The sequence below is a fragment of the Psychromicrobium lacuslunae genome (assembly GCF_000950575.1).
In the GTDB taxonomy this organism is placed as follows: Bacteria; Actinomycetota; Actinomycetes; order Actinomycetales; family Micrococcaceae; genus Renibacterium; species Renibacterium lacuslunae.
On the sequence record NZ_CP011005.1, the window covers coordinates 2945742 to 2961273 of the forward strand.

At 58.7% G+C, this 15532-nt stretch carries 16 protein-coding genes; 12 read left to right on the plus strand and 4 right to left on the minus strand.

Annotated features, from left to right (window positions below; translation table 11 throughout):
• Positions 1 to 231 precede the first annotated feature (231 nt).
• Complete coding sequence (locus tag UM93_RS13800) at positions 232 to 513, minus strand: DUF1905 domain-containing protein (protein ID WP_045076114.1); 282 nt, start codon at positions 511 to 513, stop codon at positions 232 to 234.
• Between the two features lie 261 nt (positions 514 to 774).
• On the opposite strand from UM93_RS13800, the gene UM93_RS13805 reads away from it, so the two are divergent.
• The 3 genes from UM93_RS13805 to UM93_RS13815 all read left to right on the plus strand — a co-directional run bounded on the left by UM93_RS13805 (position 775) and on the right by UM93_RS13815 (position 4290).
• Positions 775 to 1737: a GNAT family N-acetyltransferase gene (locus UM93_RS13805; RefSeq protein ID WP_045076116.1), complete on the plus strand. Its 963-nt coding sequence runs from the start codon at positions 775 to 777 to the stop codon at positions 1735 to 1737.
• A 124-nt stretch (positions 1738 to 1861) separates the two neighbouring features.
• Positions 1862 to 2692 (plus strand): LPXTG cell wall anchor domain-containing protein, encoded by an 831-nt coding sequence (locus UM93_RS13810; RefSeq protein ID WP_045076117.1) that lies wholly within the window; start codon positions 1862 to 1864, stop codon positions 2690 to 2692.
• The gene (locus UM93_RS13815) at positions 2689 to 4290 is read left to right on the plus strand and encodes a purple acid phosphatase family protein (protein ID WP_045076119.1); all 1602 of its coding nucleotides are present in this window, start codon (positions 2689 to 2691) and stop codon (positions 4288 to 4290) included. The genes UM93_RS13810 and UM93_RS13815 overlap by 4 nt, the downstream gene beginning before the upstream one ends.
• Here UM93_RS13815 and UM93_RS13820 read toward each other — a convergent pair.
• Positions 4287 to 5573, minus strand: a complete 1287-nt coding sequence (locus UM93_RS13820) for an MFS transporter (protein WP_082057292.1) — start codon at positions 5571 to 5573, stop codon at positions 4287 to 4289. The two genes, UM93_RS13815 and UM93_RS13820, sit on opposite strands and share 4 nt — an antisense overlap.
• An 86-nt stretch (positions 5574 to 5659) precedes the next feature.
• Here UM93_RS13820 and UM93_RS13825 point away from each other — a divergent pair, with 86 nt between their 5' ends.
• The 4 genes from UM93_RS13825 to UM93_RS17845 are packed head-to-tail and all read left to right on the plus strand — an operon-like array spanning position 5660 to position 8491.
• On the plus strand, positions 5660 to 5995 hold the full coding sequence (locus UM93_RS13825) for an ArsR/SmtB family transcription factor (protein ID WP_045076120.1): 336 nt from the start codon (positions 5660 to 5662) through the stop codon (positions 5993 to 5995).
• Between the two features lie 11 nt (positions 5996 to 6006).
• A complete protein-coding gene (locus tag UM93_RS13830; RefSeq protein ID WP_045076122.1) occupies positions 6007 to 7356 on the plus strand; it encodes an MATE family efflux transporter in 1350 nt (449 codons plus the stop codon).
• A 43-nt stretch (positions 7357 to 7399) separates the two neighbouring features.
• On the plus strand, positions 7400 to 8008 hold the full coding sequence (locus UM93_RS13835; RefSeq protein ID WP_052663806.1) for a hypothetical protein: 609 nt from the start codon (positions 7400 to 7402) through the stop codon (positions 8006 to 8008).
• Positions 8009 to 8059: 51 nt separating this feature from the next.
• Complete coding sequence (locus UM93_RS17845; RefSeq protein ID WP_199921757.1) at positions 8060 to 8491, plus strand: hypothetical protein; 432 nt, start codon at positions 8060 to 8062, stop codon at positions 8489 to 8491.
• A 76-nt stretch (positions 8492 to 8567) separates the two neighbouring features.
• Here the strand turns inward: UM93_RS17845 and UM93_RS13845 are convergent, their stop codons facing one another.
• Positions 8568 to 9557, minus strand: a complete 990-nt coding sequence (locus tag UM93_RS13845; RefSeq protein WP_045076123.1) for an N-acetylglucosamine kinase — start codon at positions 9555 to 9557, stop codon at positions 8568 to 8570.
• A gap of 93 nt (positions 9558 to 9650) precedes the next feature.
• Between UM93_RS13845 and UM93_RS13850 the strand changes: the two genes are divergently transcribed.
• From UM93_RS13850 to UM93_RS13870, 5 genes are read left to right on the plus strand one after another with little or no spacing between them, the layout of a single operon-like run.
• Positions 9651 to 10652: a MurR/RpiR family transcriptional regulator gene (locus UM93_RS13850; protein ID WP_045076124.1), complete on the plus strand. Its 1002-nt coding sequence runs from the start codon at positions 9651 to 9653 to the stop codon at positions 10650 to 10652.
• Positions 10630 to 11424, plus strand: a complete 795-nt coding sequence (locus UM93_RS13855; RefSeq protein WP_234399322.1) for a sugar isomerase domain-containing protein — start codon at positions 10630 to 10632, stop codon at positions 11422 to 11424. The genes UM93_RS13850 and UM93_RS13855 overlap by 23 nt, the downstream gene beginning before the upstream one ends.
• 49 nt (positions 11425 to 11473) lie before the next feature.
• A complete protein-coding gene (gene ngcE, locus UM93_RS13860) occupies positions 11474 to 12883 on the plus strand; it encodes an N-acetylglucosamine/diacetylchitobiose ABC transporter substrate-binding protein (protein ID WP_045076125.1) in 1410 nt (469 codons plus the stop codon).
• The gene (locus tag UM93_RS13865) at positions 12880 to 13857 is read left to right on the plus strand and encodes a carbohydrate ABC transporter permease (RefSeq protein WP_045076126.1); all 978 of its coding nucleotides are present in this window, start codon (positions 12880 to 12882) and stop codon (positions 13855 to 13857) included. Before ngcE ends, UM93_RS13865 begins: the two co-directional genes overlap by 4 nt.
• Positions 13857 to 14771: a carbohydrate ABC transporter permease gene (locus tag UM93_RS13870; protein ID WP_082057166.1), complete on the plus strand. Its 915-nt coding sequence runs from the start codon at positions 13857 to 13859 to the stop codon at positions 14769 to 14771. The genes UM93_RS13865 and UM93_RS13870 overlap by 1 nt, the downstream gene beginning before the upstream one ends.
• A gap of 152 nt (positions 14772 to 14923) precedes the next feature.
• Here the strand turns inward: UM93_RS13870 and UM93_RS13875 are convergent, their stop codons facing one another.
• Positions 14924 to 15478 (minus strand): CGNR zinc finger domain-containing protein, encoded by a 555-nt coding sequence (locus UM93_RS13875; RefSeq protein WP_045076127.1) that lies wholly within the window; start codon positions 15476 to 15478, stop codon positions 14924 to 14926.
• Positions 15479 to 15532 lie beyond the last annotated feature (54 nt).

Here is a 15532-nt window from a genome sequence, read left to right on the forward strand (position 1 = left end):
CCGGGCCTAGCTCCTGAGTCGTTGCCAAAAAAGGGCGGCTGGTTGTCACTCCAACCAGCCGCCCTTGGTTTGTGGAACTGGCCTTAGCTATCGAGCTGGGGGGCAAGGTTTTAGCTAAGACCAGTCCGGTAAAAAAGCAGACAGCAGCTGCTTTCCAGAACAGGATAAATCAGAATTTGAGCAATTGCAATTGTACTAATGGAGATTTAAGTCGATAAATTTTTCCTGAGGTTAGATTTCGATCAGCGCGTCAACGGCTTCGCCTACCTCAAGATCTTCATTGACTCGAACGAAGTCCCTCAATGGCAGTAAATAGCCACCGTCCTTAGGGAACAGCGAGGTCTTCCAACTAGTCGCTCCCACCGTGGCCTGTACCGGAATCATTCCCCAGCCGTAAGTGACGGCGCTGGACACCGAGCGAATTTCTTCGGCTTGATCATCCGGCAGCCGGACAAAATGGAAGGGCGAGGGGCCGCGCCAGTGGATCACCTGGCCGCTGAACTCGAACTGCACGCCTGCTCCGATCGCTAAAAGCTCCGACTTCTAGATGGCAGCATAATCACTCAATGCCGAGAAACCCAGCAATCCTCGCATGTTAGGGTTTGCGTAGTCGTCTTGAAGGACTGTCACCAGTCGCTGTTCAGCCGCAAGACCCCAGGAGAAAGGAGAGCGCCGTGTTGACCCCGATTAATTCTGCTCTTCAATCCACCCGACCGGCCGAGTTGGCCTCGCGAAGGGAAGAGAAGAGCACTTAACTTTCCTGAGAGGAAAGCCGTGAACTCTTTTAACATCGTCCAGCCCCTGGACAACCAAGCAACAATTAACGCCTGGCAACAAGCAACTCAGCGCATTTTCACACCCAGCCAGAATAGGTATTTTTCGGATGGTTTCGCCGCCGCCGGTTTACAGGCCGGGCGTCGCCGACCGCAATGGTGCTGGCAGGCTCTCGATGCCAGCGGTCAGCAGCTCGGTTTTATCGCAGCGCAAGGCCCCACCGAGGGGGAAGATCCCGCGCCGTACATTCTGGATGTCTTCGATCTTCCCGAGCAGCATCCGGAGATTGCTGCCGCTCTGCTGAGTGCTGCAGCGGACTCGGTCCGACAACGGTATCAACTCGGCGAGTTTGAACTGGTGGTGAAAACGCCGGTATCCGAAACCCCTAGCAAGGACCTTCCGGTCATTGCTCAAGCTGCCACCGCGGCTGGCTTCCGGCTGCTCGTAGAGCGACGCAGTTATTTATGCGTCAAAGCCGACGGCACCTTCCAGCCTTGTACCACCGAGCTGCATTTTGATCAGCTCAGCACGGCTGATCGAAGCAGGCTCAGCACCTTGCATCAGGCTCTGTTGCAAGGTTCCCTGGATGCCCATCATCTGGAGGGGCTGAAACACCACAGCCCGGCTGAGGTCTCCGAAGAAGAGCTGTCCTATATGCTGCAGGACGGCATTGAAAGCTTCCGAATCGCGGTCGACCGGCAAGGTAATGATGTGGGACTGTTGGTTGCCGCTCGCTGGAGCGAGGTGCGCGGGGCGCTCGCCTTTGTCGGTGTACATCCCGATTTCCGAGGTAACGGCTATGCTGCGCAACTGGCCGCCTGGGCCACCGAGCTGTTGTTTCAGAGCGGGGTCGAGGAGATCGTGGCCGATACCGATATGAGCAATATCCCCATGGCCGCCGCCTTCCAGAAAGTCGGCTACCCGCAGCTCGAATCGCGAGTCGATTGGATTAAACGGTGGTGATGAGTGTGCAGAATGAACCCTGAGTGAACATCTGGAAGCTTTCGTTTACTTAGGCTACTTTTCTCAGCCAGGCTTCCTATTCTGAACGCTGTGACATTGTTCGTCAGTTCAGAATAGGAAGCCCATGAGCGTGAAATTTCCACTGCGGATGCTTGCCTCCGCAACACTGGCCGCGGCCCTGGTGGCTGCTGTCGGCTTACCCAGCGAAGCTGCCGACGCGCAGAGCGGGAGCTACCAGTGCAGCTCTCGGGACGTCCCTCAGGCCAGCGGAGTGCTCAAGTTGGGGATAGCCGAGATCGCCCCGGTGAAGCCGGGCGAACCGGTCAAAATCGGTAATGCCGATGGAAGTTTCAGCCTGGCAGCGAACTCGGTTCCCGCTGATCGCGGCTGGACCGCAGCAAACGTATTCCTTAATCCGGGCGTCGAGGTGGCCGCTAAGCAGGTCACTCAGGGCGATGCCCTGCAGGCTAAGGTGCCGGTGAATAATGGTGGGCTGAGCTATCAGAGCAGCTTCAGCTTCAATGAGTTCAACTTTGACACTCCGGGCACCAAAGAACTCCGCCTGCCAGCTGACTTCACCGTCAACATCACCTTCAGCGATGCCTCCGAAGTGCCCACTAATGAGTTCTTCAAATGCCACACCGACTCTCCTGCCTTGTTGCGCAGCATCACGGTGCTCGGCTCAACGGCATCCCCGTCCGCGACGCCGAGCAGCACGCCGGTGGCAACAGCCGATCCAAGTAGCAGCCCGAGCGCGAGTCAGATAGTAGCTCCGAGCGACGCTTCGACCGCTGCTCCCCACGATGGGGCTACGACGCCCTCCTCGGATTTGGCCCAGACCGGCGTTAGCGGACTGTGGTGGGGAGTGGCTGGCTTCGTCCTGCTATTGCTCGGTGCCGCAGCCGTGGTGTTTTCCCGCCGTCGTTCCCTTCGCCTTCAGGAGACCAAGAAATGAATGAGCTCGATATCCCGGAGATGGGCGTTCCGTACGAATTAATGGAGCGGCTGAGCATCGCCGAACAGCATGAGTATTTGCAGCAGAAGATCCGTCGTCATCGCCGGAGCAATGGCGTCAACCGGCGTGACTTCTTGCGTTTTTCCGGGGTTGCCGCAGTGGCAGCCACCGCCCTAGCACCTGGCATGTCAAGCACTTTCCAGGCGCCCACCCTGCTAGTGCAGCAGACCGGAACGGTTGATGCCTCGGTCAAGCCAATGGGCCGCCACCTGGCTTGGGGAAACAACCCCCAAACAACCGTGGCAGTGGCCTGGCAGACCGCCAAGGCGGTGCGCAATCCCTATCTGCGGTTTGGGACCTCCGGCAATGCCTTGAGCGCTAAAGTGCCTGCCGAGGTTCGTCACTTGCATACCGGCATCACCCCGGGAAAGCTGGTCTCCTACCAAGCGGTTGACCAGTACTATCTACATGCCGCGTTGAGCCAGCTCATTCCGGGTACCAAGTACTACTATCTGGTCGGCAGCGATGAGTACGATCCGATCGCTCAGGGTGATACTCCAGTGGAGTTCAAGACCGCTCCGGCGGGCAGTCTGCCCTTCACGTTCACCGCCTTTGGTGATCAAGGAACCACCAAGGACGCGGCAGCCAACGTCACAGCGATTGCAGGCATCAAGCCCGCCTTCCACCTGCACGCCGGCGATATTTGCTATGCCAACCCCTCCGGCGGCGGCGTGGTGGGCGACCAGTATGACGCGACCAGCTGGGACCGTTTCTTCATTCAGAACGAGCCGGTGGCACAGTCCGCACCCTGGATGGTGGCAACCGGAAACCACGACCTTGAAGCCTATTACTCGGTCAATGGCTATGGCGGGCACCAGGCGCGCTTCGATTTCCCGAGCACCGGCTTTGACGCTGCGAATGCGCCCAGCGTCTATTCCTTCACCTATTCCAATGTCGCCGTGCTCTGCCTGGATAGCAATGACAACTCCTGGGAGATCACCGGAAACAACGGGTATACGGCGGGTAAGCAGCTGATCTGGCTGGAGGCTGAACTGAAGAAGTTCCGTGCCCAACCGGGTATTGACTTCATCATTACGTATCACCACTATTGCGCCTACTCGACGACCAATCAGCACGCTTCCGATGGACATGTCCGGGACAGTTTCGGCAAGCTCTACGACCAATACAAGGTCGATCTGGTGATCCAGGGACACAATCACGTCTATGAGCGCACCGATTCCTTGCGCGCCAATAAGGTGATTAAACCCTTGGAGATCGGTGGCAGCACTAAGCCCGAGACCGACGGCATTGTCTACGTCACGGCTGGTTCGGCTGGTAAGAGCCTCTATAGCTTCCCGGCCCCGGACACCTATGCCGGCAATCTCAAGGAACATCAGCAAGTTGATAGCTATTTTTGGTCAAGCCCGCGGGCGAAGACCAAGGAGACAATCGACTGGTCAAGGGTGCGCTTCACCGGATTCGCCTTCTTGCGTATTGATGTCACCCCGCGGGCCAGTGCCGGGCTCAGCTCGAAAATGCACGTTCAGGCACTGACCCCCGGCGGTGCAGTGATCGATCAATTCGACGTCTTACGCTAGACCTTTTCCTGCACTGTGTGCTCGGCTGCGATGGTGTCCCCGGCTGCGATGGCAGCTGGGGACACCGCGCGGGATCCGGCGCTTGTTGTGGCTCGATGCACCCTGAACCCGAGCAGGGCTGCTAGCGCACAGAGCAGGGCGACCACCACCGCGAAAACGGTAAAGACAGTTGCCAGCGCGAAGCCTGTGGCAGCCCAACCAGCCAACACAGCTGGTACCGCCATGGCTAGGTAGCAGCACAGGTAGAAAGCGGAGATCACCCCGCCCCGGGCCTCGGCGGGGATCACTGAGTTTAGGTGACGGAATGATCCGCTGAAAGCAAGTCCGAAGCCTGCGCCTAGCAGCACAACGCTGAGGATAATCAGCGTGGGGCTCCCGGAGAGAATGACCGGGATGCTGAGCAGAATGCTGATCGCCATCAGGGCATCACCGCTAATCGCTAGCAGCCGTGCCGACAGCCCACCCAGCAACCACTGAGTCAGCGCCGAGGAGATGGTCAGCACCGCTATTACTCCAGCGCTGAAGATCAGTGAGTGGATACCGGTCTCTTGAGCGGCAAGGGTGGGAAACAGGGATAAGTAAAGCCCCAGCACCACCCAGGAAGCAGCGGCTCCTAATACTGAGAAGCTGAAGTCAGTCCTGATCAGGCCCGGCACCGAAGGCCGGGAAAGGCGAATCCGCGCCCGGCTGCGTTGAGTATGCGTTTCGGCGGTCAGAATCAGCGCAATAGTGACTAAAACCATCACTCCGCCGACCATTAAGAAGGGCGTTACCAGCGGAGCGGGAAGCATCTCCGCCGCCAGCGCGGTGCCGAAGATGCCAACTGCCATCCCGATGCTGAAGGCTACTCCGGTGATCCGGCCGGTGCGTGCGCCATCGGCTGGCCGCAGGTCGAGCATCGCGGCACCCGCGGCCACCACCACCGCACCAATGGCCGCACCATGCACAATGCGAGCCGCCAGCAGGGCAACCACATTCTGTGCGGTCACGAAGACCACCAATCCGATCAGGATCAGCCCGGCCGCCGTAAGCAGAACCGGTTTACGCCCAATCGCGTCGGTAATCGGGCCCACTATTAGCAGGCTGATCAGCGCGGCAATCGCATAGGCGGCGAACACCACGGTGAGCATTAGCGAACTGAAACCCCACTCAGCGGCATACCGAGCATAGAGCGGCGAGGGAATGCCGGAGACTGCTAAAGCTAAACCGAGCAGCACGGCCATTAGCCAGTAACTACCGGTCCGGGTAGTGGTCGGAGTGAGAGCAGGGCGAGGAGTCGTCATCGTTTTCCCTTTGTGTTTGATGACCATCGAACACCTAGCAGGCTAGCAGCTGGTTTGATGAACATCAAACACGTTAGAATATGACCATGACAGTCGAGCAGGATCATGTAGTTATTGAGGGTCCGGATGAGTTTCCGGTGGCGCCACTGAATCAAGTGCTGACTGCCATTAGCGATCCGATTCGGTTGGAGATGGTGCGCAGGCTGAGTGTGGCGGGCGATAAAATCCAGTGTTCCGGGCTATACGAGGGTATTTCTCGCTCCACCGGAACCCATCACTTCAAGGTGCTTCGTGAGGCTGGCGTTATTTCCAGAGTGGTGGAGGGGCACGTGGTCTCACAACGACTCAATGAACTCGCTCTGGAACAGCGATTTCCCGGTCTAATTCCCTCCTTGGTGGCGGCTGCCAACGCTGAGAACTGATCCTCACCGGCATGCGCAAAGGCATTAATGCTGAAATCCTACGACTAGCGCTGCCCGCCTTCGGGGCACTGATCGCCGAGCCCTTGTTTCTGATCGCAGATTCCGCGATTATCGGTCACCTCGGGGTGGACCAACTTGCCGGCGTTGGGCTGGCCTCGACCCTACTGCAGACTGCTGTCGGGCTGATGGTTTTCCTTGCCTACTCCACCACGCCAGCGGTGGCCAGATTACTCGGTGCCGGGCGCCGCCAGGAGGCGATCGCTGTCGGTCGCGACGGCATCTGGCTGGCTGCTTTGCTCGGTGCCGCGCTCGCCTTGCTCGGTGCGTGGTGCGCCGAACCGTTGCTGCGCTTAATGGGTGCGCAGGGCGCAGTGTTACAGGCGGCGAGTGATTACTTAGTGTTCTCGATGCCTGGGCTGCCCGCCATGCTCTTGGTGCTGGCAGCGACCGGGGTGTTGCGCGGCCTGCAAGACACCAAGACGCCCTTGCTGGTCGCCGCGGCTGGTTTTGTGCTCAACGCTCTGCTCAATTGGCTGCTGGTCTATCCGTTCGGACTCGGCGTGATTGGCTCGGCTATCGGTACTTCCATTGCCCAGTGGGCGATGGCCGCCGTCTATTTGCTGATCGTCTTCGCCGCCGCCCGCCGCGCGCGTCTTTCACTGGCACCCCACTGGCGTGGCTTGCTGTCCTTGACCTCGGTGGGCAGCTGGTTATTGCTGCGCACCCTCAGCTTGCGGGTAGCCATCCTGGTCACCGTGCTGGTGGCAACGACTCAGGGGCCGGTCAATCTGGCCGCCCATCAAATTGCGATCACCATCTTCAGTTTCCTGGCCTTCGCCCTTGACGCTATTGCGATCGCCGCCCAGGCCTTGATCGGCAAGGAGCTGGGGGCGGCAAATCTACCGATGGTCAAGGCGTTGACCCGGAGAATGGTGCTCTGGGGTCTTGGCTTTGGCGTTATCACCGGCCTCCTCGTATTGCTGAGCGCGCCCTGGCTCGGCTGGATTTTTAGCAGCGATCCTTCGGTACATCAGGCCCTTGGCACCGCATTGCTGGCACTTGCTTTGAGCCAGCCAATAGCCGGGGTGGTGTTTGTCTTGGACGGTGTGTTGATTGGGGCTGGGGATGCCCGGTACCTGGCCTTGGCTGGCCTGCTGGCGCTTTTGGTTTACCTGCCTTTGCTTGGCTGGGTGAGTGCCTCAGGCGCGCACGGTTCGACCGCCCTCGGCTGGCTTTGGGCGGCATTCTCGGGAGGCTATTTACTGGCTCGTGCTGCGACGCTATTGCTGCGGGCGCGTACCGACGCCTGGCAGCGTACCGGGGTGCCGGGTGCAGCTAGCGCAATGCTGCCCAGCGAATAGACTGGAACGAAGCGAGTTTTTCAGCACACCCTATGGAGGTTCAGTGAGCAGTCTGCAGGCCGGTCGGCCGACGGCGAAGCCAGACTTATGGAGGCCGGTTCTATGGCGCGCGCTCATTGCCTTGGCCTTCGGCTTGCTCACGGTTTTCTGGCCCGATATTAGTCCCCTATTCCGGGCGATTGCGGTCGGGGTGTACTTCCTCGGCTCCGCAGCCGCAGTACTGTCCCTATTGCTGCTGGTTCGTGCTGGCTTACCGGCCGCGCATCGCTGGCTCTGGCTAGAGCTACTAGTGTTCGCAATCGCCGGCATTGCTTTGTTCTTCCTTCAGGACAACAGGGCTTTTGCCTGGTCGGCAGCTGTTGCCTTATTCGTTACCGGGATGATTGAGCTGGTGCTGGGCTTTAGGTATCGGCTGCAGACGGTATTGGGCAGGGATTGGTTGATCACTGGTGCGATTGCGCTGCTTGCCGCTGTTCTCCTGGTGAGCTTGGCCGGTACCTCGGCGCGGGCACCGATCGGGGTGCTCGGCGGCTCTGCGGTGATTATCGGAGTGGTGGCGGTGCTCGCCGCGTTGAGTTACCGACACGAGGCTGGTCTCAAGCCCGGCACCGAGGATGCTGGGCAGAATCCATCTCTACGAGGCGTAGAATAGTTCGGGCAGTGCGTACGGAAAAACTTATTAGCAGGTAATAAAGGAGCGGTTGTGGCCGAGCAAAAAGGTGGCGGTGAAACTCCGGCTACCTCTGCCGAGGGGGCGGAGCAGCCGAAGCCGAGCAGTAAGATCAGGGGCATCAGAGGGCCGCTGATCTTCTCCGCTGTGCTCGCTTTAATCGCCGGGGTGGTAACGATTTTCTTTGCCACTGGGGGCACCGGAGCCAAAGTGAGTACTGGTTCCGCTCGGGCGATAAGATTCGACCTCGGCGGCATCGCCTTCGGCGTCACCTTCATCGTCTGCCTGGTGATTTGCGCGATGCTTTTGATGAGTCATAAGGAGAACCCGGACGAACTCAGCGAAGGATCGGGTGTGAATTTACGCTCCGAGGATCGCTTGAAGAAACTCAAAGATGCCAGCCGCGAATCCAGTACTGAGCCGGATCATTCTTCGACTGAGCCCGAGCCGCCAGCTTCTAGCTAATCGCGCCGGGTAGTGCGCCCGGCCCTGGCGAGAGCCTGACTGTTTAACTGCTTATTAGCCGCCTGTTGGCTGCTTGTTAGCTGCGTAGCGCACTCAGGCTACTGCCGATTCGAGTGAAGATTTCCTGGTCCACTCTTACCCCAGCATGTCTGAGCGCCAGCAGTGCGGCCCCAGCTAGACCGTCGGGTACTCGGAACACTGCCTGACCGGCTAGCTCTGAGGCAAGCTCGTCTTCAATCACCGAACGGCTGGACAAGATGCTGCCACCAAGTACCAATGGTCCGGTCACTTCAGCGGAACGGGTTGTGCGCAGTGAATGGCTGAGCAATTGGCCCGCCTTACTCAACAGATCACCGGCCACCGAATCACCGGCTGCAGCGGCCTGGAAGACAATAACGGCGAAGGCTGCCAGCTCGATAGGACGTAGCGCGTAGATCGTCTGGATCATGGCTTGCAGTCTCGCCGGACGACCTTCGAAACTTGCAGCACTGTGCTGCAAACCCAGCTGTTCGGTAAGCAGAGCGGTCATGGCGGTGGCCGGGCCGATGCCGTCGAGATCGGCGGCCACGGCGCGAGCGCAGTGGTAGCCGATCCAATACCCGGAGCCGTGATCGCCGAGCAACCAACCGGTACCATCGGTCACCCGATCGAGGCTGAAATTCCTGATCCGAGCACATACCGCCCCAGTTCCGGCGACCAGAGCATAACCATCGCCATGATAAGTACCGGAAAAATACGTGGCTAAAAGATCAGATTCAATCACAACTTCGCTCGAAGGATTGATTGTTTTGAACGCTTCAGCCATCCCGCTGATGGGTGAGTGGGTAGAGCCCCCGGCCATTGCGATGGTGAGGCTGCGGAAGTCATCAAGGGCGCGTCCGGCCATTTCTAGACTCTGCTCAATTGCCTCGCGATACGAGTGCATCACCCGGTCAAGTCCAGAAGATACGGGGTTTCCCGGCCCAGATCGGCCGTAACCCAAGCATTCACCGGCGGTGTTCAGGAGCGTCGCGCGGGTCGATGTGCCGCCTGCATCGATGGCCAGCATTAGCGAGGAATTATGCATTGTTATCAATCTGTGTTGGTTGTGACTTGACACACACTAGCTTATGAGAATAGTTTTCCAACATCACTCATTTTCAAGAAATGGATTTTCACTGTGACAGCAATTGGATCGACAGCGTTACCTTACGCGGTTGATTCTGCGGTCGGAGTGGTCAATCGGATTAAGGCGAAGCTGCCTGAAATGAGTGGAGCGATGTCGCAGATCGCCCGCTATCTGATCGAGAAGCCCCAGGCGCCGCTTGAGCTCTCTATCAAAGATCTTGCTAAAGAGACGGGCACTTCAGCGGCTACTATCACCCGATTCTGCCGCCTGATCGGCTACACCGGCTACGCCCCCTTCCGGGTTGGCGTGGCCGCAGCTGTTGGTCGTTCCGATGCTCGCGAGTCGTGGAAAACCGATATTGGTAGGGCTTTCGGTCCGGATGATTCGCCGCGCGATGTGCTCAGTACCTTAATGAATGCGCACACTCGTTCGCTGCAGGAGACCGCCGCCGTCCTTGACCTGCGGCTGATGAAGAATTTGGCGCGGCAGATAGCGCTCTGTGAGCATCTCGATATTTACGGTATTGGCGGCAGTGCGGTGATGGCGGCCGAGTTGCAAGGTAGGCTATACCGGATCGGCATCCCCTCCCACTTCTGGTCCGAAGTACACACCGGCTTGGTGAGTGCCTCGCGGCAGAACGCTAGCTGTGTGGCGATTGGTATTTCTAATACCGGACGCACCGAGGAGACTATCGAGATGCTCCGGCAGGCTCAGATCGCTGGCGCCACCACTATCGCGTTGAGCAATAATCCGCATTCGCCGCTCGCCGAAGGCGCAGACTTTCAAATCATCACCAACGCGCATGAGCAATTTCTGCAGCCCGATGATCTTTCCGCCAAGCACGTGCAGCTACTGGTTCTCGATCTGCTTTACCTGCTGGTGGCCCAGGAAAATTTTGCCAGCGCCACCACCAACTTGGCGGCTTCGGCGCTTGCGGTCGCGCCGCATCGACGCCCCGGCAAGGTCAGCAGCGCGGCTGAACAGATGACTCAAATCACCCCTTATTCGGTCGAGCGAAAGAGGCAGAGCCTTGGCGCCAGCACAGCAATCTGATACTCAGCAGTCGGTGGATCGCGAGTTGTTCAGTCAGTTTCACCAGCAGGTGTCCAGCCGGCTCAGCGCACTCGATGCGGCAGCGGCTGCCGGTGCTTTCGATCCGGCCATTGACTTGCTCGCCGAGTCGGTGAAGAACAATGGAGTGATCCAGGTCTTCGGCACCGGGCATTCGGAAGCCTTTGCGATGGAGGTCGCCGGTCGTGCCGGCGGTCTGATTCCGACAAATAAAATTGCGTTGCGCACCTTGGTGCTGCGCGGCAATCATCAGGTGGATGACTTGGTCGGCTCCTCGTTTGAGCGCAACCCCGCCGGTATCACGGAGCTCCTGGAGCTGACCGAGATACACCCCCAAGACGTGTTCATTATTGCCTCCAATTCGGGGGTGAACGGCTCGATTGTTGAGCTGGCATTGCAAGTTAAGGCTCGCGGCCATCAGTTGATTGCGGTGACTAGCCTGCAGCACACCAATGCGGTGAACACGAAACACTCCAGCGGAAAACGCCTTAGCGATCTGGCCGACGTCGTCGTCGACAACCTCGCTCCCTATGGCGATAGCACCCTGGAAACGGCGGACGGTACGGGCCTGGGGGCCGTGTCTTCGCTCACTGCGGCTTATCTTGCGCAATTGTTCACCATCGGCACCGTGGCCAGGTTGGCTGCTTCCGGTGAGCGTCCGCCGGTCTATATCTCGGCTAATGTTCCCGGCGGCGATGAGCACAATGACGTACTGGAAGCGCTTTATGGGCAACGAATCCGACGTGACGGATGAGAGCACGAGCAGCCCGAATCAAACGCACCAACCATGAAAGGTATTAAAAATGTCTCTTCAGCAGAAATCTTTTGAACGGCGCGGTTTCCTGCGCGGTGCGCTTGCCGCGGCCGTGCTGGTTCCGCTCGGCGGCACGCTGGCTTCCTGCGCTAGCGGTGGCGGCGGTGGTACCACCCAGCAGACCGGTGCAGTCTCCGATGGCAACCCGTTCGGTGTGGCCGATAGTTCCACCATCGACGCGGTAGTTTTCGACGGCGGCTACGGCACCGACTATGTGCAGTTCGCTGCAGATTTGGTCAAGAAGAACCACTCCACCGTAACGCCGAAGGTCTCCGGTTCCACCGATATCTCCGGTGAACTGCAGCCGCGATTCGCCGGTGGCACTCCGCCGGATCTGTTCGATAACTCCGGTGCGAAGTCGATCGGCATCAGCACCATCCTGGCGCAGCTGGAAGACCTGAACTCGGTGATCGAGGCGAAAAACCTGGAAGGCACCGCGATCAAGGACACCCTGTACCCGGGTGTCACTCAGCCCGGCACCTTCGACGGCAAGTTCGTCGCCCTGAACTACGCGCTGACCGTCTACGCGGTCTGGTACTCGGCCTCGCTCTTTGAAGAGAACGGCTGGACCCCGCCGAAGACCTGGGATGAAGCGCTCGATTTGGGCGCCAAGGCTGCAGCCAAGGGCAAGAAGCTCTTCGTCTGGGGCAAGCAGGCGGCAACCTACTACATGGAACTCGCTGTCACCTCGGCCATCAAGGAAGGCGGCGATGAGGTCCGGCTCGGCCTGGAAAACCTCAAGGCCGATGCCTGGTCACACCCGGCGATTCAGAGCGTGCTCGGCAAGATCGCCGAAGCCGTGCAGAAGGGTTACTTCGTGCCGGGCGGGTCGGGCACCGACTTCAAGGCAGCACAGGCGCAGTGGACCAATAAGCAGGATGCGCTGCTCTACCCTTCCGGCTCGTGGATTGAGAACGAGATGAAGGATCAGACCAAGGCTGGCTTCAAGATGACCGGTATTCCGGCCCCCACCGTGAGCAGTTCCTCCAAGATGCCTTACGAGGCGCTGCATAGTGCTGCGGGCGAGCCCTTCATGATCCCATCGAAGGGTAATAACGTGGCCGGTGCCAAGGAGCTGCTGCGCACCATGCTTTCCAAGGACGCAGCGACTAACTTCGCTAAGACCAAGCTGGCGCCGACCATCGTCAAAGGCACCGTCCCCGCTGATGGCTTTGGTTCGACCGCTCTGGTTTCACAATCCAAGATGATTGACGGTGCGGGCGATAAGGTCTTTACTTTCAACTTCAACGACTTCTACGGCACCAATAAGGATCTGCTCACGCTGTGGAACTCGTTCCTTGACGGCAAGTCTGATGTGGCGACGCTGACCAGCGAGTCACAGAAGATTTTCGACAAAATCCGCAACGACTCCTCGGTGACGAAGGTTGAAGTGAAGTGACTTCAGTTCCACTCAAACCACGCTCGGACAGCGACTCCCCGGTCGCTGTCCGGCGTGGCCGGAAAAAGCTGACCCTCGACCGGGTGAGCTTCTTTCTGGTGTTCCTAGGGCTTCCGCTGGCCATCTATCTGTTCTTCGTGGTGTCGCCCTTTGTGCAGGCGATTTATTACTCCTTGACCAACTGGTCGGGGTTCACCACCACCTTCAACTTCATTGGCCTGGATAACTTCGTCAAGGTTTTCCAGGATGATGTGTTCGTCAAATCCATGATGAACAATCTATTGCTGGCGATCGTCGTTCCACTGATCACCATTGTGATCGCCTTGATCTTCTCCACCATGGTCACTATCGGCGGACCGAGCCGCGGGCAGATCCGGGGATTGAAGGGCTCGAGCTTCTATCGGGTGGTGTCCTTCTTCCCCTACGTCATTCCGGCCATTGCGATTGGCATTATCTGGGCCCAGGCGTATACCCCTAACGGTGGACTGATTAACAGCCTCTTCGGGCTCGGCGAAAAGAACTGGCTCGGCGATAGCAGCACCGCGATGGGTGCCAGCATTTTCGTGATCGTCTGGGGCTTGGTCGGCTTTTATATGGTGCTGTTCATTGCCGCGATCAAGGGCGTGCCAGCGGAAATCTATGAAGCAGCTCGGGTCGATGGCGCGGGCAGATTCAGGATCGCGGTCTCCATCACCATCCCGCTGATTCGCGATAATGTGCAGACCGGCTTCATCTATATGGGCATCCTGGCCCTGGACGCCTTCGTCTATATGGCGGCGCTCAACCCCGACGGCGGCCCGGAGAACTCCACCTGGGTCATGGCGCAGCACCTCTTGCGCACCGCTTTCACCAAGGGGAATTTCGGCCTGGCCTGTGCTATGGCCGTGGTGGCAGCCATTCTCACGCTATGTTTTGCGGGTCTGGTCTTTTTGGTGAATCGGTTGACCGGCGGAAATAAGGACACTTCATACTGATGGCTACTCAGACTATTTCCACTTCACACGCCTCCGAGCCGGGAGGAACCGGCACTCCGGAGTTCCGGAAGCCTAAGTCCTCTGTGGGCGATAAGGTGGTCGGCAGTATCTCGCACGGCGTGCTGGTGATCTGGTCGATCATCGTGGTGGTGCCGTTGCTGTGGACGGTGCTCAGCTCGTTCAAGACGAGTTCGGAGATCTTCGACGCCCCCTTCGCTCTGCCGTCGGTGTGGCGCTTCGAGAACTATCTGCATGCTTGGACGGACTCCAAGATTGGCGGCGCCTTCCTCAACACCGTCATTGTGGTCGGCTGCGCCCTCGTACTGGTGATGCTGCTCGGCTCGATGTGCGCCTACGTACTGGCTCGCTTCAAGTTCCCGGGTAGCCGAGCGATCTACATCGCCATGCTGGCGGGCCTGACCTTCCCGGTGTTCCTGGCCATTGTCCCGTTGTTCGGGATTTTGCAGAGTCTGGGACTGCTGGGTACCCATGTCGGCTTGATTCTGGTCTTCACCGCCTTCGCGTTACCCTTCACGGTGTTCTTCCTGTTCTCCTTTTTCAAATCGCTGCCCTTTGAGATCGCTGAAGCAGCGGCCATCGATGGGGCCGGTGAGTGGCGAACCTTCTTCCAAGTGATGTTGCCGATGGCCAGACCCGGTCTGGCTTCGGTGGCGATCTTGAACTTCGTCGGTCTGTGGAATCAGTACGTTCTGGCGGTGGCACTCAATGCCAAGTACCCAGAGAACCGCTTGCTTTCGCAAGCTCTCGGTGCCTTCGCCACCGGGGCCAACTACAACGTTGACTACGGCTCGCTTTTCGCTGCTGTGGTGATCACCGTGGTGCCGGTGCTGATCGTCTACGTTATTTTCCAGCGTCAGCTGCAAGGCTCGGTGAGCCAGGGCACGATGAAGTAAACGTCGCTAGGCGGCACGTCTCAGCTAGTAAGCTCAGGCTAAAACGGTGCTGCAGTCCCAGTTCTTCTGGGCCTGCAGCACCGTTTTAACGCTCTTATTGGGTGCCTAGCTAGCTGAGCACCCAATAAGAGCGGCAAAGTGGTGCTGGTGTTCTAGTTGGCAGCCCTCCGGGCCCGATAGGCGGCGACGTGTACCCGGTTAGCGCAGTTCCCGGTGTCGCAGAAACGTCGCGAGCGGTTCTTGGAGAAGTCAATCATCACATCGTCACAGTCCGGAGCAGCACAGATCCGGAGCCTGTCGAGCTCCTTGGAGCGGATCACATCGACCATTGCCATCGCCGCTTCTACGGAGATTCGCTCGGCCAAGGGTGCTTCTCGTGAGGTGGCATGTAGGTGCCAGTCTAGGCCGTCATGCTTGAATAGCTGCGGCATCGCCTTAGCCCGCAACAAGATGGCATTGACCTTCTGCACGGCCTCGTCTTCGCTGGCGCTCCAGAGCTCCCTGAGCGGTGCCCGCAGAGCCTGAACAGCCTTCAGTTCCTTCTGATCGTGGGTGCGTGAACCGGAGTACTGCTCCTGGGCGATGAAACGATCCAAATCCGCCAGCTCAGCGAGATTATCGATATTTTCGGTGTGCACTGAGGGCAGCGTGTTGACCAAGGTGACGACTGAGCGAAGCGCCGACTCTGTGTCAGGGGTAAAAAGCATCTTGACTCCTGTCATGGCTATACTCTAATGTAATGAGTGTACTTCACTTTACTC